Origin of the sequence: Pseudonocardia sp., from assembly GCF_025965585.1 — a bacterium.
Taxonomy (GTDB): domain Bacteria; phylum Actinomycetota; class Actinomycetes; order Mycobacteriales; family Pseudonocardiaceae; genus Pseudonocardia.
In genome coordinates, this window is the sequence record NZ_JAOPWR010000297.1 from 1 (window position 1) to 18,106 (window position 18,106).

An 18,106-nucleotide genomic window follows, 5' to 3' on the forward strand; every position below is an offset into this window, starting at 1 on the left:
CCCGGCCGGCCCCGACGGGGCGCTGGCCGGACCCGCGCCCGTCGGGCTGGTGGCGGTGCAGACGCCGCAGGGCTTCCGCGCCGGGCCGCTGCTCGCAGCCTACGAGGAGGCGGCGCGCCGCGGCTTCGCCGGCACCGACACGGCGTCGTGCATGGCGCGCTTCGCCCCGGACGTCCCGATTCGCTGGGTGCCCGGCGAGGAGCGCAACTTCAAGATCACCTACCGCCACGACCTGCTGGTGGCCGAGGCGCTGCTGGCGCGCGGGGCGTGAGATCGGGCCCCGCGCCGGCCGTCATCCCACGCTCGTGCGCGCGGCTGTCAGCCACGCGCACCACTCCTCCACACCCTGCCCGGTGCGCGCGCTCGTCTCGATGACGGTGACGCCCGGGTTCACGGCCTGAAGGTTCGCGGTGAAGACGTCCATCACGAAGTCGAGGTGCGGAAGCAGGTCGATCTTGTTGACCAGCACGACGTCGGCGGAGCGGAACATCACCGGGTACTTGAGCGGCTTCTCCTCGCCCTCGGTGATCGCGTAGACCATCGCCCGGAGGTGCTCGCCGACCTGGAACTCCGCGGGGCACACGAGGTTGCCCACGTTCTCGACGATCACGAGGTCGAGCTCGGGGAGGGGGAGGCGGGGCAGCGCCGAACGCACCATGGGGGCGTCGAGATGGCACTCCCCGCCGAAGCCGTTCGCCGTGTTGATCAGGGTGACGGCGGCGCCGAAGCCCTCCAGCCGGTCGGCGTCGATGCTCGTCTCGATGTCGCCCTCGACGATCCCCACGCGCAGCTCGCCGCGCAGCCGCTCGAGCGTCCGGCGCAGCAGCGCGGTCTTGCCCGCGCCCGGTGACGACATCAGGTTCACGGCCGTGACCCGCGCCGCGTCGAAGTCGGCGCGGTTGGCCGCGGCGGTGTGGTCGTTCTCGTCGAAGATCCGTTCCAGCACCTCCACGCGCTCGGCGCCGGTGGCGTAGCCGGAGTGGTCGCCCAGGTCGTCGTGGCCGTGGCCGTGGGCCTGGCCGTTGTCGTGGCCGTGGTCGGCGTGCTGGTGGAAACGTCCCATGGGATCAGGCCTCCGCGAGATCGAGCGTGGTGATGAGGAACTCCTCGCCCGCGACGATCTCGACGTCGGTTCCGGTGCAGGAACCGCAGACCAGGATCGGCTGGGAGATCGTGGTGGTGGTGGAGCAGGTTCGACAGCGGATCTCGGCCGCGACGCTCTCCACCTCCAGGGCGGAGCCGGCGAGCGGGGTGTTCTCGTTCATCAGCCCCCAGCAGAAGACGAGCGTGGCGGGGACGATCTGGCGCAGCTGCCCGACACGCAGGTGCACCGCGCGGACGTCCCGGCCGTCGGCGTGCCGGTTGACGATGTCGACGATCGACCGGCAGAGCGAGAGCTCGTGCATGGGGTGCCTATCTCCGTAGCGTCTCGGACGGGGACTCGCCCCATCGTTTGCGGTAGAGCACCGCGAAGCCGCCGAGGTGGTGGAAGCCCCACCGCTCGGCGACCTCGGTGACGGTCATGCCGTCCGACGGCAGCCCGTCGGTGAGGTCGGCGCGGGCGCGTTCCAGGCGCCGGTCGCGCAGGTAGAGCATCGGGGTGGTGCCCAGCTCCTCGTGGAAGCCCTGCTGCACGGCGCGGATGCTCATGTGCACGTTCCGGGCGATGTCGGCCATCGTCACCTTGTCGGCGAGGTGCGCCTCGATGTAGTCGAGCGCCTCGCGCACCACCCGCCGACCGGTCTGCTCCGAGGGCAGCACGAGCTGCGCGTGGTGGTTGGAGGGCTGCAGCAGCAGGAGCGTGCTCATCAGCAGCTCCTCCAGCGACCCGATCCCCTGGCCCCGCTGCACCAGCGACCCCTCGTAGAAGACCTCGGTGTGCACCAGCTGGATCGCTCCGGTCCAGCGCATCGCGGCATCCGTGGTGAGGTCCAGCTCGGGATCGAAGAAGATCGGGTGGCTGAGGCTGCCGCCGATCATCCGCGTCAGGTGCCGGACGAGCGCCTCCTGCTCGATGCGCAGCACGAGCTGGGGCGAGTCGTACGCGAACCGCATGGTCAGCGACATGCCGGGGCTCGTGACGACCGCGCGGACCGGGTTGGCCTCGAACGTCCGGCCCTCGTGCGTGCAGAGCGCGCGGCCGTTCGTCGGCATGTGCACGGCGAAGTAGGGACCCATCGCGGGGATGTCGAGCGTGGCGGCGATGCCGAGGTCGAGGTGCAGCAGGCTGACGTCGCGCAGCCGGACGCCGTGCAGCGAGGCGGCGAAGCGGTTCGCGTCGACGTCGCCGAGCGTGAGGGAGGCCGGCGACAGCGCGCGCCCGAGCAGGTCGGCGGCCTGCCTCGGGTCCTCGGTGTAGAAGATCTCGCGCCCGGCGAGCGCGGGAGGGACGCCGCGCGAGCGCACCCGCCGCCGCACCGGACCGTCGGTCCGGTGGTGGTCGATGAAGCCCAGCCGCGCGAGCCGGGGCACGTCAGCGTCCATAGGGAGGGATGCGTTGGGCCGACATAGTTGAGTCTTTTCCTTCACGGAACAGCACGTTCGGTGTCCTGCGCATCTGCGCCAGCAGGTCTGCGCATCCGTGTCAGGCGATGCGCGAAGGCGATAGGCGGGCTGCGTGTGCACTGCATAGCCTGTGGCCCAGATCACGGTCAAGGAGGCCTTCGTGACTCTGAACGATCAGATCGTCGTCACCCCATCTCCGGCGGCGGCTCTCAGGTCCCGGCTCGACGAGCCCAAGGTCGCTGCCGCGCTGGACAACCTGCTCGACCACGCCGACCTGCTCGCGCTGGTCACCGTGGCGCTCGACGGCTTCCTCAGCCGCGGGGACGTCATCGCGAACACCCTCGCCGAGGCGGTCGGGGAGCTCCGCGGGGCGAACCCGGCCAACCCGCTCGCCGGCGTCGATGTGAAGGGACTGGTCGCGTCGGTCAAGGACGCGGCGCCGACCGTCCAGAAGCTGCTCGGCCAGATCACGGAGCCGCGCGTCGTCGAGGTCGTCACCCACCTGACCACGGCCGTCGCGGAGGCCGAGTCGGTCCCCGCCCCGGCCCCCACAGGGGCTCTCGCCCTGCTCCGCGCACTCAAGGACCCCGAGACGGCCGCAGGCCTCGGGTTCCTGCTCCAGGTCGCGAAGTCCTTCGGCCGGCAACTCCGCTGAACCACGCGTTTCCCGAACACCACCACCACCTGAAGGAGTCCCCATGGCGTCCGTGCTGTGGTTCCAAGGCGGGGCCTGCAGTGGCAACACCATGTCGTTCCTCAACGCCGACGAGCCCAACGTCGTCGACCTGATCGTCGACTTCGGACTGGACCTCGTCTGGCACCCGTCGCTCGGCCTCGAGCTGGGCAAGAACGCGCAGAAGCTGTTCAACGACTGCGCCGACGGCACCAAGCCGCTCGACATCTTCGTGTTCGAGGGCACCGTGATCGAGGGCCCGAACGGCACCGGGCGGATGGACATGTTCGCCGACCGGCCGATGAAGGACTGGGTCACCGACCTCGCCGCGCAGGCCCAGATCGTGGTCGCCATCGGCGACTGCGCCTGCTGGGGCGGCATCCCGGCGATGGCCCCGAACCCTTCGGGCTCCACGGGGCTGCAGTTCCACAAGCGCGACAAGGGCGGCTTCCTCGGCCCGGACTTCCGCTCGAAGATGGGCCTGCCGGTCATCAACATCCCGGGCTGCCCGGCGCACCCCGACTGGATCACCCAGATCCTCGTGGCGCTGGCCACCGGGCGCGCCGGCGACATCGCGCTGGACGACCTGCACCGCCCCGAGACGTTCTTCAAGTCCTTCACGCAGACGGGCTGCACCCGGGTGCAGTTCTTCGAGTACAAGCAGTCCACGACCAGCTTCGGCGAGGGCACCCGCACCGGTTGCTTGTTCTACGAGTTCGGCTGCCGCGGCCCGATGACCCACTCCCCGTGCAACCGGATCCTGTGGAACCGGCAGTCGTCCAAGACCCGCGCGGGCATGCCCTGTCTGGGCTGTACGGAGCCGGAGTTCCCGTTCTTCGACCTGGCAGCCGGCACCGTCTTCAAGACCCAGAAGGTGGCCGGCACGATCCCGAAGGAAGTGCCCGAGGGCAGCGACCACCTCACGTACATGGCACACGCCGCCGCTGCCCGGATCGCCGCGCCGCAGTGGTCCAAGGAAGACATGTTCGTGGTCTGAGCGACCACCGCCCGCCCCACCACGGTCGTCCTGAAGGGACCCACCATGACCGCGCTCGACCTGTTCGTGAGCCCGCTGGGCCGCGTCGAGGGTGACCTCGATGTCAGAGTCACCATCGAGGACAACGTCGTCACCTCGGCCTGGACCGAGGCGGCGATGTTCCGCGGCTTCGAGATCATCCTGCGGGGCAAGGACCCGCAGGCCGGTCTCGTCGTCTGCCCGCGCATCTGCGGCATCTGCGGCGGTAGCCACCTCTACAAGAGCTGCTACGCGCTCGACGTCGCCTGGAAGACCACCGTGCCGCCGAACGCCACGCTGGTGCGCAACATCTGCCAGGCGGCGGAGACGCTGCAGTCCATCCCGCGCTACTTCTACGCGCTGTTCGCCATCGACCTGACGAACAAGAACTACGCGAAGTCGCCGATGTACGCCGAGGCCGTCCGCCGCTTCGCGCCGTACGTCGGTACCAGCTACCAGCCCGGCGTCGTGCTCTCCGGCAAGCCGGTGGAGGTCTACGCGATCTTCGGCGGGCAGTGGCCGCACTCGTCGTTCATGGTGCCGGGCGGCGTGATGTGCGCGCCGACGCTGTCCGACGTCACGCGCGCCATCGCGATCCTCGAGCACTGGAAGGACGAGTGGCTGGAGAAGCAGTGGCTCGGGTGCTCCGTCGAGCGCTGGCTGGAGGTCAAGAGCTGGGAGGACATGCTGGAGTGGGTGGACGAGAACGAGTCGCAGCGCGAGAGCGACTGCGGTTTCTTCATCCGCTACTGCCTCGACGTCGGGCTCGACAAGTACGGCCGGGGCGTCGGCAACTTCATGGCGATGGGCACGTACTTCGACCCGTCGATCTACGGCAACCCCACCATCGAAGGGCGCAACGACGCGCTCATCGGCCGCTCCGGCGTCTACGCCAACGGGGTGTGGGAGCCGTTCGACCAGGCCAAGGTCACCGAGCACGTGGCGCACTCGTTCTACGAGGGCACACAGGCACGGCACCCGTTCGACGGCGAGACGGTGCCCGTCGACCCGGAGGCCGGGCGCAGGGAGGGCAAGTACAGCTGGGCCAAGTCGCCCCGCTACGAGATGGCCGGCCAGGGCTTCATCCCGTTGGAGGCCGGCCCGCTGGCGCGGCGGATGGCGGCAGGCGGCCCCGGTGCGCTCGCGCACCAGGACGACGACCCGCTGTTCCCGGACATGGTCGGCAAGATCGGCCCGAGCGTGTTCGTCCGGCAGATGGCGCGGATGCACGAGGCGCCGAAGTACTACAAGTGGGCGCGCCAGTGGCTCGACCAGATCGACCTGCACGAGAGCTTCTACACGAAGCCCACCGAGCACGCGGAGGGTCACGGCTTCGGGGCCACGGAGGCCGCGCGCGGGGCGCTGGCCGACTGGATCGTCATCGAGGACAACAAGATCAAGAACTACCAGGTGGTCACGCCGACCGCGTGGAACATCGGGCCGCGTGACGGCTCCGACGTGCTGGGCCCGATGGAGCAGGCGCTGATCGGCTCGCCGATCCGCGACATCGACGACCCGGTGGAGCTCGGGCACGTCGCCCGCAGCTTCGACTCCTGCCTGGTGTGCACCGTGCACGCCTACGACGGGAAGACCGGCAGGGAGCTGTCCGAGTTCGTCATCAACGGAATGGTGTGACCGAGCCCGCCGTCGATCTGACGCCACCCGGCTGCGAGGTGCTCGTGGTCGGGTGCGGCAACCTCCTGCGCGGTGACGACGGCGTCGGGCCGATCCTGGTCCGGCACCTCTGGGAGCGGGGCGTCCCCGACGGCGCCCGGCTCGTGGACGGTGGCACGGCCGGCATGGACGTCGCGTTCCAGATGCGCGGCGCCGGCCGTGTCGTGATCATCGATGCCTCGGCGACGGGAGCCGCACCGGGCACGCTCTACCGCGTGCCCGGTGCGGAGCTGGAGAACCTGCCGCCGCTTCAGGGGCTGCACACGCACTCGTTCCGCTGGGACCACGCCATCGCCTTCGCCCGCTGGGCGCTGGCCGAGGCGTGCCCGGACGACATCACGGTGTTCCTCATCGAGGCCGAGAAGGTCGAGATGGGCGCGGACCTGTCCGAGTCGGTCGTCGCGGGGATGGAGCAGGTGAGCGCGCTGATCGAGCGCGATTTCCTGGCCCCGCTGCGTCCGGCCGGCCAGGACGCGCCCACCGTCGAGTTCACGGCCGACGGCTACCTCCGCCTCGACGCGCAGCTCGCCGGGAGCCGGTTCCCGTCCAGCGCGGCGGTGGCGCTGATCCGTGGGGACCAGCTCTGGCTGCTGCCGCTGCAGGGACCGCAGAGCGGTGGGCTGCTGCTCAAGCAGCGCAACGTCGCGGGCGACCGCTCCACGCTCATCCGCGAGGTCCTCGACGACCGCATCCCGGTCGGGGTCCGCCCGGCCTACTGGGACAGCGAGCAGGGCGCGCTCCGCGTCCCCCTTCTCGATCCCGTGTCACCGGAGGAGACGTGATCGGCGTGGCGGACCCGCCCGACACCACCGGCGCCGAGAGCGTCGAGACGTTCGTGTTCCCCGAGAGGGGGCGGTGGGTCGTCGAGATCGCCGTCGTCTTCCCGGACGGTGTGGTGCGCCATCGCATCGACACCCATTCCACGAAGCGCAGGGCCGAGATCTCCGCCAACTTGATCAAGCGTGCCGCCGAACGAGACCTGCGAGGACCGCTCAATGGCTGAGTCCATCACCGCCGTCGCCGTGCGGCCCCAGCCGCTCGGGGCGTTCCCGCTCCCCGCCGGTTACCTGCTCGTGCCGGCGGGGGAGGACACCGAGGACGCACGGCTCGCCCTGCTGGCCGGCCGCGTCCCCGCGGCGTGGCCTGCGCGGATGCGTGTGCACGAGCTGGCGCTGGCCGGCGACCGTGACGGCGCGCTGGCCGCGCTGACCGGTGACGACGTCGTGACCCGCTACAACCGGTTCGTCCTGGACCCGGACGGCGCCGATGCCGTCCCGCTGCGCGCCGAGCTGGGCGAGCTCGGGCCGCTGGTCGACGTCGTCGCCTTCGTGCTGGGACGCACCGATACCCCGCCCGAGCTGGGTGCGGCCGACGGCGAGCTGGCGGCGCTGGTGTTCTCGGCACAGGCGGCGCACGTGCTGGGCGAGGGCGACGCCACGGCCGCCGTCGCGCTGCTGGACGAGGCGAGCGAGCGGCTCCGCCGTCCGTACGCGGCAGGCTCGGCCGCGAACGAGGGGGTGTCCCCGCCGCTGGCCGGTCTGATGCTCGGCGCGGCCGCGTCGGTGGCGCAGGAGAACGGGCTCGAGGGTGCCGTCGACCGGTTCACCCGCGCGCTGAAGCTGCTCGACGGCGCCGACGGCCTGCGCACCGGACGCGCCGAGCTGCACCTGGCCCTGGCCGCCGAGCTGCACGCGACGGGGCTGGTCGGGCAGGCGATCCCGAACTACCACTCGGCCCTGCAGCTCGTGCTGCGCGACGAGGCTCCGGAGCTGTGGGCCGCGGCGCACGCGAACCTCGCGGCGGCGTATCTGACGATGCCGATGATCGAGGCCTCCGACCAGCTCCGGCTGGGCGTCGCGGTGCAGTCGCTGCGCAACGCGCTGAAGGTCTACACGCCGGAGACCCACCCGGAGCGGTGGGCCAGCACGCAGCTCAACCTGGCGAACTCGCTGGTCTACACACCGTCCAAACACCAGGCCGACAACCTGGTGGAGGCCGTCGAGCTGTACGAGGCGGTGCTGCAGGTGCGCGGCCGCGATGCCGACCCGCTCGGCCGCGCCCGCGTGCTCGCCAACCAGGGCAACGCGCTGGCGCACCTGGGTATGTTCGACCCTGCGAAGGCGAAGCTCTACGAGGCACGCTTCCTGTTCGAGGAGTTCGACGACCACGAGTCGATGCGCTCGGTGCGCGGGGTCCTCGACGAGATCTCCCGCCAGCAGGCGCTCATCGCGACGGGGGACCTCTCGTGACCACAACCGACCCCAGGCCTGTTACCACCGAGCCGACCTTCGAGGCGCTGGCCGGGAGGGTCGACGCCGCTGTCACCGCGGCCGCCGGCCTCGACGTGCCCGCGCGGGCGGTCGCCGAGGAGCTGAAGGCGGCCGTGGAGGACATCCATCGCTCCGCGCTGGTGACGGTCGTGCGCGCGCTCAGGACCGGCGCCCCCGACGTGCTGTACGCGCTGGTGGACGACCCGACCGTGCACCTGCTGCTGTCGCTGCACGGCATCATCCGTCCCGACCCGATGACGCTGGCGAACCGCGTGCTCGTCGACGTCCGTCCGCAGCTGCAGAGCCACGGCGGCGACGTGCAGCTCGACAGCATCGCCGACGGGGTCGCCTACGTCCGGCTGGAGGGGGCCTGCAACGGCTGCTCCATGTCGTCGGTGACCCTGCGGAACCTCGTGGAGGAGGCGCTGGTCGAGGGCGTCCCGTCCGTGACCGGGGTGGAGGTGCTGCCGAACGAGCCGTCGCCCACGCTGATCTCGGTGGACTCGCTGTTCATGGGCCCGGACCCCGAGGCCGAGGGCTGGGTGAAGGCCGCGCCCGCCACCGACCTGACGGAGGGTGCCCTCTCGACGCTGAGCCTGCGGTCCGACTCGGACGTCGTGGTGGTCAACGTGGAGCAGCGGCTCACCGCCTACCGCAACGCGTGCGCCCATGAGGGCCTGCCACTCGACAACGCGATGCTCGACGTGGGCAACGGCACGCTGACGTGCCCGTGGCACGGCTTCTGCTACGACGCGACGTCCGGCGAGTGCCTCAGCGCCCCCGGGGCCCAGCTGGAGCAGCTCCCGCTGAGGGTCGACGCGGGCCACGTGTGGATCCGGTTGGGCACATGAGTCGTCCGCTCAACGTCCGGCTCAACATCGGCGGCCGGCCCGCGCTCACCGGGCCCACCTCCGACGTCGACGTCAGCGGCGGCTGGGTGCCCGACGTGTGGCTCGGCGCGCCGGCGCCGGGTGGGCTCGCGCTGCCGCCCGCGACCCCGTCGATGGCGTGGATGTACTCGCCGCGTGCGGTGTTCCTGGCCGACGACGTGCTGGTGGTGGCCGACTCGGGCAACCACCGGGTGCTCGTCTGGCACGGCCTCCCCACGCGGGACGAGCAGCCGGCCGACGTCGTGCTCGGCCAGCCGGACGGCACCACCGAGGGCCGCGCGACGAACGGGCCGGAGCGCGGCATGAACCTGCCCACCGGCGTGCTCGTGCACGACGGGAAGCTCGTGGTGGCCGACGCCTGGCACCACCGGATCCTCGTGTGGAACACGGTGCCGACCGCGAGCGACACCACCGCGGACCTCGTGCTCGGCCAGGCCGACCCCGGGTCCGTCGAGCCCAACCGCGGGTCGGGGTGCTCGGCGTCCACCCTCTACTGGCCGTTCGGCATCGCGATCGTCGGCGACCGGTTCTGGGTGGCCGACACCGGCAACCGCCGCGTCCTGGGCTGGGACGGCGGGCTGCCCACCACCGACCGCCCGGCCGACGTGGTGCTCGGCCAGCCCGACGCGCACCACCGCGAGGAGAACCGCGGCGGCGTCGTGGACGCGCACAGCTTCCGCTGGCCGCACGCGATCACCGGCACCGACGACCTGCTCCTCGTGGCCGACGCGGGTGACCACCGCGTGCTGGGCTGGCAGCCGCATCCCGACAAGGACGGGCCCGCCGACCTGCTGTTCGGCCAGCCCGGCTTCGACTCCGCCACCGAGTGGCCCTACGGCCCGCACACCGGCGACCGCTTCCGCTTCCCGTACGCGGTCGCTCTCGACGGGGGCCGGCTCGCGGTCTCCGACACCGCGAACAACCGGATCCTGCTGTGGGACGCCGTGCCGGCCGACGGCCGCGCCGCCGACCACGTGCTCGCGCAGCCGACGTTCGCGTCGAACGGGGAGAACCGCTGGTCCAGCGTGCAGCACGACACCCTGTGCTGGCCCTACGGCCTCTCCCTGCGCGGCGACCGCCTGGCGGTGGCCGACTCGGGCAACAACCGCGTGGTCCTGTGGCGGCGGGAATGACGCCCGCCCTGAGCACGGTCCTGCGCCGCCGGTTCGTGGTGACCGGCGTGGTGCAGGGCGTCGGGTTCCGGCCGTTCGTGTGGCGGCTCGCCACCTCGCTCGGGCTCGCCGGGCTCGTGGGCAACGACTCGGCGGCGGTGTTCGTCGAGGTCCAGGGGGCCGCGGCCGCGGTGGACGAGTTCGCCCGGCGGCTGGCGGCCGACGCCCCACCGCTCGCGCAGGTGGCGTCCGTGGCGTGGGACGAGCTGCCCGTGGCGCCGTCCGACGGCTTCGTCATCGTGCCCAGCCGCGTCGCGGACGGCGCTCGCACCGCGATCCCGCCGGACGTGGCCGTGTGCGACGACTGCGTGCGCGAGCTGTTCGACCCGGCCGACCGCCGCCACCGCCACCCGTTCGTCACCTGCACGAACTGCGGCCCGCGGTTCACGATCATCCGCGCGCTGCCCTACGACCGCCCGGCCACGACGATGGCCGGCTTCCCGCTGTGCGACCGCTGCGCGACGGAGTACCACGACCCCGCCGACCGCCGGTTCCACGCCCAGCCCCTCTGCTGCCCCGACTGCGGCCCGACCCTCCGGTTCACCGACGGCACCAGCGGCCCCGCCGCCGTCGTCGCCGCCCGGCAGGCGATCACCGCGGGGCAGGTCGTCGCGGTCAAGGGGATCGGGGGCTACCACCTCGCCTGCGACGCGACCTCCGCGGAGGCCGTCGCGTCCCTGCGGGCGCGCAAGGCGCGGGGCGGCAAGCCGTTCGCGGTGATGGTCCGCGACCTCGACGCCGCGCGCGCGCTCGCCGAGATCGACGACGACGAGGCCGCGGTGCTGACGTCACCGGCCCGTCCGGTGGTGCTGCTCCGCCGCCGACCCGAGGCCTGCGTGGCCGACGGCGTCGCGCCCGGTTCTCCCTGGCTGGGCGTCCTGCTGCCGTACACGCCGGTGCACCACCTGCTCCTGGAGGGCGGCGGCACCCTCGTGCTGACCAGCGCCAACCGTTCCGACGAGCCCATCTGCTTCACCGACGACGACGAGGCGCAGCGGCTCCCCGCGCTCGCCGACGCCGTGCTCACCCACGACCGCCCGATCCACGTGCCGTGCGACGACTCCGTCGTCCGCGTCGTCGACGGGCGGGAGCTGCCGATCCGCCGGTCCCGCGGGTACGCGCCGCTCCCGGTGGAGCTCGGCGCGAGCGGTCCGGCCGTGCTGGCCGTGGGCGGCGAGCTCAAGAACACGTTCTGCCTCACCGACGGCGCCCGCGCGTACTGCTCGGCGCACATCGGCGACATGGGCACGCTCGAGACGCTGCAGGCCTTCGAGCGTTCGGTGGCGCAGCTGTCCGGCATGCGCGCCGCGCCGGTGCGGCTGGCCGCCGACCTGCACCCGTCCTACCTCACCCGGTCCTGGGCCGAGCGGCACGCCGGCGACCGCCCGCTCGATCTCGTGCAGCACCACCACGCGCACGTGGCTTCGCTGCTGGCCGAGCACGGGCGGCTGGGCGAGCCGGTCGTCGGCGTCGCGTTCGACGGCACGGGATTCGGCATCGACGGCACGATCTGGGGTGGCGAGATCCTCACGCTCGGCGCCGGCAGCCACCGCTTCACCCGCGCCGCGCACCTCGCTCCCGTCCCCCTCCCGGGCGGGGACGTGGCCGTGCGGAACCCGCGCCGGATGGCGCTGTCGCACCTGCGCGCGGCCGGGATCGGGTGGGACGCCGACCTGCCCTGCGTCGCCGCGTGCGGCGCGGCCGAGCTGCGCCTGCTCGCCTCGCAGCTGGAGTCGGGCGCGGGCTGCGTGCCCACCACCAGCATGGGACGGCTGTTCGACGCGGTCGCGAGCCTGCTCGGCGTCCGGCACGCGGTGACCTACGAGGGGCAGGCCGCGATCGAGCTGGAGGCCCTCGCCGCCGCCGCGCCGCTCGCGCCCGCACTGCGGATGCCCGGCCTCGACCCCGGCCCGCTGCTCGCCGGGCTGGTCGACGGGCTGCGCGCCGGGGTCCCGGTCGCCGGTCTGGCTCTGGCGTTCCACGCCGCGGTGGCGGACGCTGTGGCAGAGGTGGTCGAGCGGGTGGCCGGGCCGGTGCGCCTGGCCGGGCTCACCGGCGGGGTGTTCCAGAACGTGCTGCTGCTCCGGCTGACCGGGCAGCGGTTGCGCGAGCGGGGCTTCACGGTGCTGACCCACCGCGTCGTCCCCCCGAACGACGGCGGGCTCGCGCTCGGACAGGCGGCCGTGTCGGTGTTGACCGCGCTCGACGAACAGCGGCTGATCGAGGAGGGCTGAGTGATGTGTCTGGGGATCCCGGGCCGGATCGTGGAGATCTGGGACGAGCCGAGCGGCGCGCGGATGGCGCACGTCGACTTCCAGGGGGAGACGCGGCGGCTGTGCCTCGCCTACCTGCCCGACCTGGCGATCGGCGAGTACACGATCGCGCACGCCGGCTTCGCGCTCTCGCGCATCGACGAGGCGTCGGCGCTGGTCACGGTCGCGACGATGACCGAGTACGGCGTGTTCGAGGACGTGCCGTGACCGCCGCCGTCCTCGAGGAGGACCTCTCCACCGACCTCGCCACAGCCGCCCTCGTGCTGGCGCGGAGGTTCGCCGCGGGCGCCACGATGTGGTGCGTCGCCCCGGCGTGGGAGCCGCACGCGCAGCACGTCGCGGTCGAGTTCGTGCACCCGGTGATCGTCGGGAAGAAGGCGCTGCCGGCCGTCGCGCTCACCGGACCGGACCTGGTGGCGACCGTGCGGATGTCCGTCCGGCCCGGGGACGTCGTGGTCGCCGTCGCCGCCGCCGACCAGCCCGACGTCGTGTCGGTGATGCGCCGCGCCCCCGCCTGGGGGGCCACGACGCTGTGGATCGGCAGCGGCGCCCGGCCGCAGGCGGGGGCGGCCGACCACGTCCTGTGGATCGACGACCCCGACCCGCGCCTGCCCGCCACGGGCGGGTTCGTGCTGCTCTACCACCTGCTCTGGGAGCTCACGCACGTCTGCTTCGAGCACCCCGGGCTGCTCGCGCCGGAGACGCCGGAGTGCACCGACGAGGTCTGCATCACCTGCTCCGACGAGGGCCGCCTCGCCGAGGTGGTCGGGCCGGGGCGCGTGCGGACGGCCACCGGGATCGAGGACGTCGCCACCGTGCTGGTGGACCCGGTCGTCCCGGGCGACCTGCTGCTGGTCCATGCGGGCACGGCGATCACGAGGGTGGACTCATGACCGGCTTCCTCTACCCCTTCCTCGACGCCGAGGAGCGCGACCAGAAGTCGCTGCTCCGCGACCTCGCCGCCTCCGCCCGGGCCAAGGCCGCCGAGAGCGCGGCGCTGCGGGCCTCCACCCTGGAGGCGAGCGCCGGGCTCGTCGCGACGGCCGCCACGGAGATGGCCCGCCGGTTCGCCGCGGGCGGGCGGCTGTTCTGCTTCGGCAACGGCGGCAGCTCCACCGACTCAGCCACCCTCGCCGGGCTGTTCGCGCACCCGCCGCTCGGCACGCCTCAACCGGCCTGGTCGCTCACCGCTGACCAGGCGATCCTCACCGCGCTGGGCAACGACGTGGGCTTCGAACTGGTGTTCGCCCGCCAGCTCATGGCCCGCGGCGACGACCGGGACATCGCCGTGGCGATGTCCACCAGCGGCAGCTCGAAAGACCTCATGGCGGCGTTCCGCGAGGCGCGCAAGCGGGGGATGTTCACCATCGGCTTCGCGGGCTACGACGGGGGGGAGTTCGCCGCGTCGTCCGATGTGGACGTGTGCTTCGTCGTGCGCTCGCAGAGCGTGCACCGGATCCAGGAGGCCCAGGCCCTGCTGGGTTACGAGCTCTGGGCAGCCGTCCAGGAGAACGACGCGAGCCGGCAAGGAGTGACACCGTGACCACCGAGTACCTGTCGAGCGGCCCGAGCTTCGCCGAGGGCGAGGTGATCGAGCGCATCGAGGCGTTCCGCAGACGGCGCCCACGGCTCAAGGACGAGATCGTCACCCTGGCCCACGGCGCGGGCGGCAAGTCGTCGGCGGCCCTCGTGGACGCCGTGTTCGTGGAGGCGTTCCACAACGCCCTCGGCGACGGCGCCGTCCTCACCACCCCCACCGGGGAGCGGCTGGCGTTCTCCACCGACTCGTTCGTCGTGCAGCCGCTGCGCTTCCCCGGCGGCTCGATCGGCCACCTCGCCGTGCACGGCACCGTCAACGACCTCGCGATGGCCGGCGCGGTGCCGCAGTGGATCTCGGCGGCGTTCGTGCTGGAGGAGGGCTTCCCGATCGCGGAGCTCAAGGAGATCGTCGCCGACATGGCGACGGCGGCCGCCACGGCCGGGGTGCGGATCGTCACCGGCGACACCAAGGTCGTGCCCAAGGGCGCGGCCGACGGGCTGTTCGTCACCACGGCCGGGGTCGGGGTGATCCCCGCCGGACGGACGTTCGCGCCGGTCCGCCCGGGCGACCGGGTCCTGCTGTCCGGGACGATGGGCGACCACGGGATGGCCGTCATGCTCGCCCGCGGCGACCTCGCCATCGAGGCCGACATCCACTCCGACACCGCGGCCGTCAGCGGCATGGTGGAGGCACTGCTGGCCGTGGCGCCGGGCACGCGCTGGCTGCGCGACCCCACCCGCGGCGGCGTCGGCACGGTCTGCAACGAGCTCGCGCAGGAGACCGGCCTCTGCGTGGTGCTCGACGAGGAGCACCTGCCGGTCGCCCCGATGGTCAACGGGGCCTGCGAGATGCTCGGCATCGACCCGCTCTACGTCGCCAACGAGGGCAAGTTCCTCGCCGTCGTCGCGCAGGACGAGGCCGACGCCGCGCTCGCCGCCCTGCACGCCCACCCGCTGGGCGCCGCCGCCGTCGCGATCGGCGCGATCACCGAGCAGCCGGCGTCCACCGTCGTGCTGCGCACCGCCTTCGGCGGCACCCGGATCGTCGACATGCTCGTCGGCGACCCGCTGCCGCGGATCTGTTGAGGGAGACCGCCATGTGTCTGGGGATACCGGGGCGGATCGTCGAGCTCACCGACGCCGCCAACTGTCTCGCCAAGGTGGACGTCAGCGGCGTCCAGCGCACGATCAGCGTGCGCCTGCTGGCCGACGACCTGCCCGATCCGGACGAGTGGGTGCTCGTCCACGTCGGGTTCGCGATGGCCAAGATCGACGAGAAGGAGGCCCTCCTGACGCTCGCTGCGGTGCAGCAGCTCGGGGCGGCCTACACCGATGAGCTGGCGGCATTCAGGGAAACGGCGGGTTCGGCATGAAATTCGTTGATGAGTTCCGCGACCCGGCCGCTGCCCGGAAGCTGCTGGGGGCCATCGAGGTGCTGGCCGACCGGGACCGGCACTACAAGTTCATGGAGGTGTGCGGCGGCCACACCCACACCATCTACCGGCACGGCATCGAGCACCTGCTGCCCTCCAACGTGGAGCTCGTACACGGGCCGGGCTGCCCGGTGTGCGTGATCCCGATGGGCCGCGTCGACGACGCCATGTGGCTGGCCGAGCAACCCGGCGTGATCTTCACGTGCTTCGGCGACATGATGCGCGTCCCGGGCTCGAACGGGTCGCTGCTCGACGCCAAGGCCCGCGGCGCCGACGTCCGCTTCGTCTACTCGCCGCTGGACGCGCTCAAGCTGGCCGTGGAGAACCCGTCGAAGCAGGTGGTGTTCTTCGCGCTCGGGTTCGAGACCACCGCGCCGTCCACGGCGGTGACGCTGGTGCGGGCCCGCGAGCTGGGGCTGAGCAACTTCTCCGTCTTCTGCAACCACGTGACGATCGTGCCGCCGCTCAAGGCGATCCTCGAGTCGCCCGACCTGCGGCTCGACGGCTTCCTCGGCCCGGGCCACGTCTCGACGGTGGTCGGGAACAAGCCCTACCGGTTCGTCCCGGAGCAGTACGGGCTGCCGATCGTGGTCGCGGGCTTCGAGCCGCTGGACATCCTGGCGTCGGTGACGATGCTGCTCCAGCAGCTGCGTGAGAGCCGCTGCGAGGTCGAGAACCAGTACTCCCGCGTGGTGCACGAGGACGGCAACCCGGCCGCGCTCGCGCTGATGGGGCAGGTGTTCACGCTGCGCCCGCACTTCGAGTGGCGCGGGCTCGGCTTCATCTCGCAGAGTGCGCTCGCGCTGAACGCCGACTACGCCGAGTTCGACGCCGAGGTGCGCTACGCGATGCCCGGGGTCCGCGTCGCCGACCCGAAGGCGTGCCAGTGCGGCGAGGTGCTCAAGGGCGTGCTGAAGCCGTGGGAGTGCAAGGTGTTCGGCACCGCGTGCACGCCGGAGACGCCGATCGGGACGTGCATGGTCTCGCCCGAGGGCGCCTGCGCCGCGTACTACAACTTCGGGCGGATGCACCGGGAGGCGGCGGAGCTTGTCAGCCGCGGTTGAGAGCGACCCCGTCACCTCGGGATGGGCGCTGTTCGCCCGCTACGCCCACGCCCCGAACGCGCTGGGCTTCTGCGGGCCGGCGTCGGGGGTCGGCCGGTCGGAGGAGGAGGTGCGGGCGGCCGCGCGCCGGTTCTCCGGGGCCTGGCCGTACCTGCAGGTGCTGGCGCGCCTCACCGGCGTGGACGACCCTCTCGACGCGCGGCTCGTCGAGGCCTACTGGCTGGGCCGCGACCTGGGTGTCGACCACGCGCGGTTCGGCGCGGAGCTGCTCGCCGTGATCGGGCCGCAGGCCGGCCACTACTGGACGCACCTGACGCCCGAGCTGCTGGCCGACGGCGCGCCCGACCACGGCTTCCACGTGTTCGGCGTCTATCCGTGGTCGCGGCTGCTGGGGACGGGGATGGTCGAGCAGCCGCTGCACGTCCTGGACAGCTGCCGGATCCGCTGGGGCACCGTTGTCTCCCGGGAGGGCGACGAGGTCACCGTGTCGTCGCGGCGTCTGAGCTGGGACGGGACGGCGCTGGGCCTGGCCGAGCCGACCGTCGAGCAGCTGCCGGCCGACGCCGAACCCGGGGAGACGCTGGCGCTGCACTGGGACCTCGTCTGCGACCGCCTGACGCCCGACCAGGTCGAGGCACTGGAGCAGAGCACGAAGCGTGAGCTGGCCTCGACCAACCGGAGACTGGCGGCGTGAGGCCCCGGATCGCGCAGGACGAGGGGCAGATCGGTTTCCACTGGGTCACCCCGGAGGGACGCCCGATCTCCCTGCCGGACCTCGCGGTCGGTGACGAGGAGCCCGACCGGCTCGTCGCCACCCACCTCGAGGCCCTCGACGACGCGCTGGTCATCGCCGCCGGTCGGTTCGGCGACGTGCTCGGCGGCGGGCGGCGTCCGACCGGGCCCGAGCGCGAGGACCTGCGCGAGCTGCACCGTGTGCTCGACCGCCTCTGCCACGAGTACGCCGTGGCGCTGGATCGGACGGGGCTGGTGGCGGAGGTCCGGTCCGGCCTGATCATCGGGACGGCCGTGCTGTTCAGCATCCGGGCGCGGCAACCCCTCGACCTGCTCGGCCCCGCCCCCCTCGACGGGGAGCTGGACGACCCGTCGCTCGGCGTCGTCGGCGGGTTCGGGGAGATGACCGCCGTCGACCCGGAGAAGCAGTGGAAGGGCGGGCGCTGGATCGTCCGCACCGAGACGGGGCAGCGCTACCCGCTCACGCTCGCGATGCTGCTCTTCGACAGCTCCGGCACGAACAAGGAGGCGTCGCTGCAGGAGCACCGGGAGGCCCTGCGCTCGGTGATGGCCGGTGCGGCGGCCGCCGACGCCGATCCGCTCGCCGTCGCGTGCGCCCTGGACTGGCTGCTCTACGACTGGCTCATGGCGCATCGCGACGGTCCCGACAGCGTGGCGATCGAGATCCCGAAGGGCCGCGAGGCCGACGCCGCGCTGATCGTCGAGGCGGCGTCCGTGTCGGTGGCGGCGCGGGCGACGTTCGACCCCGAACTGCTGACGGTGGAGTCCCGTCCCCCCGGATTGGGGGTCGGGCGGCCGCCAGGCTGAGGCTGGCCGCTACGCGCGTGCGGCCGGACGATCTGCTG

At 72.4% G+C, this 18,106-nt stretch carries 21 protein-coding genes; 18 read left to right on the forward strand and 3 right to left on the reverse strand.

Annotation, left to right across the window (positions count from 1 at the left end; translation table 11 throughout):
• Window positions 1–271: 2-C-methyl-D-erythritol 4-phosphate cytidylyltransferase (locus tag JWR81_RS18280; RefSeq protein ID WP_297653870.1), on the forward strand; the 271-nt coding region annotated here is incomplete at its 5' end.
• Between the two features lie 21 nt (window positions 272–292).
• Here JWR81_RS18280 and hypB read toward each other — a convergent pair.
• From hypB to JWR81_RS18295, 3 genes are read right to left on the reverse strand one after another with little or no spacing between them, the layout of a single operon-like run.
• Complete coding sequence (gene hypB, locus JWR81_RS18285) at window positions 293–1,063, reverse strand: hydrogenase nickel incorporation protein HypB (RefSeq protein WP_297653873.1); 771 nt, start codon at window positions 1,061–1,063, stop codon at window positions 293–295.
• Between the two features lie 4 nt (window positions 1,064–1,067).
• Window positions 1,068–1,406 carry a hydrogenase maturation nickel metallochaperone HypA gene (locus tag JWR81_RS18290; RefSeq protein ID WP_297653878.1) on the reverse strand — a complete coding sequence of 113 codons (339 nt, stop codon included), beginning with the start codon at window positions 1,404–1,406 and terminating at the stop codon, window positions 1,068–1,070.
• Between the two features lie 7 nt (window positions 1,407–1,413).
• A complete protein-coding gene (locus tag JWR81_RS18295) occupies window positions 1,414–2,472 on the reverse strand; it encodes an AraC family transcriptional regulator (protein ID WP_297653881.1) in 1,059 nt (352 codons plus the stop codon).
• Window positions 2,473–2,665: 193 nt separating this feature from the next.
• On the opposite strand from JWR81_RS18295, the gene JWR81_RS18300 reads away from it, so the two are divergent.
• Genes JWR81_RS18300 through JWR81_RS18380 form a run of 17 tightly spaced genes read left to right on the forward strand, consistent with a single transcriptional unit; the run spans window position 2,666 to window position 18,068 of the window.
• Window positions 2,666–3,160 carry a DUF1641 domain-containing protein gene (locus JWR81_RS18300; protein WP_297653884.1) on the forward strand — a complete coding sequence of 165 codons (495 nt, stop codon included), beginning with the start codon at window positions 2,666–2,668 and terminating at the stop codon, window positions 3,158–3,160.
• Between the two features lie 43 nt (window positions 3,161–3,203).
• Window positions 3,204–4,175, forward strand: a complete 972-nt coding sequence (locus JWR81_RS18305) for a hydrogenase (RefSeq protein WP_297653887.1) — start codon at window positions 3,204–3,206, stop codon at window positions 4,173–4,175.
• A gap of 45 nt (window positions 4,176–4,220) precedes the next feature.
• Window positions 4,221–5,828: a nickel-dependent hydrogenase large subunit gene (locus JWR81_RS18310; protein WP_297653889.1), complete on the forward strand. Its 1,608-nt coding sequence runs from the start codon at window positions 4,221–4,223 to the stop codon at window positions 5,826–5,828.
• Window positions 5,825–6,649: a hydrogenase maturation protease gene (locus JWR81_RS18315; RefSeq protein WP_297653892.1), complete on the forward strand. Its 825-nt coding sequence runs from the start codon at window positions 5,825–5,827 to the stop codon at window positions 6,647–6,649. The genes JWR81_RS18310 and JWR81_RS18315 overlap by 4 nt, the downstream gene beginning before the upstream one ends.
• A 5-nt stretch (window positions 6,650–6,654) precedes the next feature.
• Window positions 6,655–6,870, forward strand: coding sequence for a hypothetical protein (locus tag JWR81_RS18320; protein WP_297653895.1), 216 nt, complete (start codon window positions 6,655–6,657; stop codon window positions 6,868–6,870).
• A complete protein-coding gene (locus tag JWR81_RS18325; protein WP_297653897.1) occupies window positions 6,863–8,116 on the forward strand; it encodes a hypothetical protein in 1,254 nt (417 codons plus the stop codon). The genes JWR81_RS18320 and JWR81_RS18325 overlap by 8 nt, the downstream gene beginning before the upstream one ends.
• Complete coding sequence (locus JWR81_RS18330; protein WP_297653898.1) at window positions 8,113–8,988, forward strand: NifU family protein; 876 nt, start codon at window positions 8,113–8,115, stop codon at window positions 8,986–8,988. Before JWR81_RS18325 ends, JWR81_RS18330 begins: the two co-directional genes overlap by 4 nt.
• The gene (locus JWR81_RS18335) at window positions 8,985–10,160 is read left to right on the forward strand and encodes an NHL repeat-containing protein (RefSeq protein WP_297653899.1); all 1,176 of its coding nucleotides are present in this window, start codon (window positions 8,985–8,987) and stop codon (window positions 10,158–10,160) included. The genes JWR81_RS18330 and JWR81_RS18335 overlap by 4 nt, the downstream gene beginning before the upstream one ends.
• The gene (gene hypF / locus JWR81_RS18340) at window positions 10,157–12,433 is read left to right on the forward strand and encodes a carbamoyltransferase HypF (protein WP_297653900.1); all 2,277 of its coding nucleotides are present in this window, start codon (window positions 10,157–10,159) and stop codon (window positions 12,431–12,433) included. Before JWR81_RS18335 ends, hypF begins: the two co-directional genes overlap by 4 nt.
• Before the next feature lie 3 nt (window positions 12,434–12,436).
• Window positions 12,437–12,679, forward strand: a complete 243-nt coding sequence (locus JWR81_RS18345; protein ID WP_297653999.1) for a HypC/HybG/HupF family hydrogenase formation chaperone — start codon at window positions 12,437–12,439, stop codon at window positions 12,677–12,679.
• Window positions 12,676–13,365 carry a hydrogenase assembly protein HupF gene (locus JWR81_RS18350; RefSeq protein WP_297653901.1) on the forward strand — a complete coding sequence of 230 codons (690 nt, stop codon included), beginning with the start codon at window positions 12,676–12,678 and terminating at the stop codon, window positions 13,363–13,365. Before JWR81_RS18345 ends, JWR81_RS18350 begins: the two co-directional genes overlap by 4 nt.
• Window positions 13,362–14,015, forward strand: coding sequence for an SIS domain-containing protein (locus JWR81_RS18355; RefSeq protein ID WP_297653903.1), 654 nt, complete (start codon window positions 13,362–13,364; stop codon window positions 14,013–14,015). Before JWR81_RS18350 ends, JWR81_RS18355 begins: the two co-directional genes overlap by 4 nt.
• Window positions 14,012–15,097 (forward strand): hydrogenase expression/formation protein HypE, encoded by a 1,086-nt coding sequence (hypE, locus tag JWR81_RS18360; RefSeq protein ID WP_297653906.1) that lies wholly within the window; start codon window positions 14,012–14,014, stop codon window positions 15,095–15,097. The genes JWR81_RS18355 and hypE overlap by 4 nt, the downstream gene beginning before the upstream one ends.
• A gap of 11 nt (window positions 15,098–15,108) precedes the next feature.
• Window positions 15,109–15,384, forward strand: coding sequence for a HypC/HybG/HupF family hydrogenase formation chaperone (locus JWR81_RS18365; RefSeq protein WP_297653908.1), 276 nt, complete (start codon window positions 15,109–15,111; stop codon window positions 15,382–15,384).
• Window positions 15,381–16,508, forward strand: a complete 1,128-nt coding sequence (hypD, locus tag JWR81_RS18370; RefSeq protein WP_297653910.1) for a hydrogenase formation protein HypD — start codon at window positions 15,381–15,383, stop codon at window positions 16,506–16,508. The genes JWR81_RS18365 and hypD overlap by 4 nt, the downstream gene beginning before the upstream one ends.
• On the forward strand, window positions 16,492–17,202 hold the full coding sequence (locus tag JWR81_RS18375; protein WP_297653912.1) for a DUF6390 family protein: 711 nt from the start codon (window positions 16,492–16,494) through the stop codon (window positions 17,200–17,202). Before hypD ends, JWR81_RS18375 begins: the two co-directional genes overlap by 17 nt.
• Window positions 17,199–18,068, forward strand: coding sequence for a hypothetical protein (locus JWR81_RS18380; RefSeq protein WP_297653914.1), 870 nt, complete (start codon window positions 17,199–17,201; stop codon window positions 18,066–18,068). Before JWR81_RS18375 ends, JWR81_RS18380 begins: the two co-directional genes overlap by 4 nt.
• Window positions 18,069–18,106 lie beyond the last annotated feature (38 nt).

Bases quoted from the DNA above. Each gene is read 5' to 3' on its own strand.
- hypB (WP_297653873.1), bottom strand. From the start codon at position 1,063: ATGGGACGTTTCCACCAGCACGCCGACCACGGCCACGACAACGGCCAG.
- JWR81_RS18290 (WP_297653878.1), bottom strand. From the start codon at position 1,406: ATGCACGAGCTCTCGCTCTGCCGGTCGATCGTCGACATCGTCAACCGG.
- JWR81_RS18305 (WP_297653887.1), top strand. From the start codon at position 3,204: ATGGCGTCCGTGCTGTGGTTCCAAGGCGGGGCCTGCAGTGGCAACACC.
- JWR81_RS18310 (WP_297653889.1), top strand. From the start codon at position 4,221: ATGACCGCGCTCGACCTGTTCGTGAGCCCGCTGGGCCGCGTCGAGGGT.
- JWR81_RS18325 (WP_297653897.1), top strand. From the start codon at position 6,863: ATGGCTGAGTCCATCACCGCCGTCGCCGTGCGGCCCCAGCCGCTCGGG.
- JWR81_RS18335 (WP_297653899.1), top strand. From the start codon at position 8,985: ATGAGTCGTCCGCTCAACGTCCGGCTCAACATCGGCGGCCGGCCCGCG.
- hypF (WP_297653900.1), top strand. From the start codon at position 10,157: ATGACGCCCGCCCTGAGCACGGTCCTGCGCCGCCGGTTCGTGGTGACC.
- JWR81_RS18345 (WP_297653999.1), top strand. From the start codon at position 12,437: ATGTGTCTGGGGATCCCGGGCCGGATCGTGGAGATCTGGGACGAGCCG.
- JWR81_RS18355 (WP_297653903.1), top strand. From the start codon at position 13,362: ATGACCGGCTTCCTCTACCCCTTCCTCGACGCCGAGGAGCGCGACCAG.
- JWR81_RS18365 (WP_297653908.1), top strand. From the start codon at position 15,109: ATGTGTCTGGGGATACCGGGGCGGATCGTCGAGCTCACCGACGCCGCC.
- hypD (WP_297653910.1), top strand. From the start codon at position 15,381: ATGAAATTCGTTGATGAGTTCCGCGACCCGGCCGCTGCCCGGAAGCTG.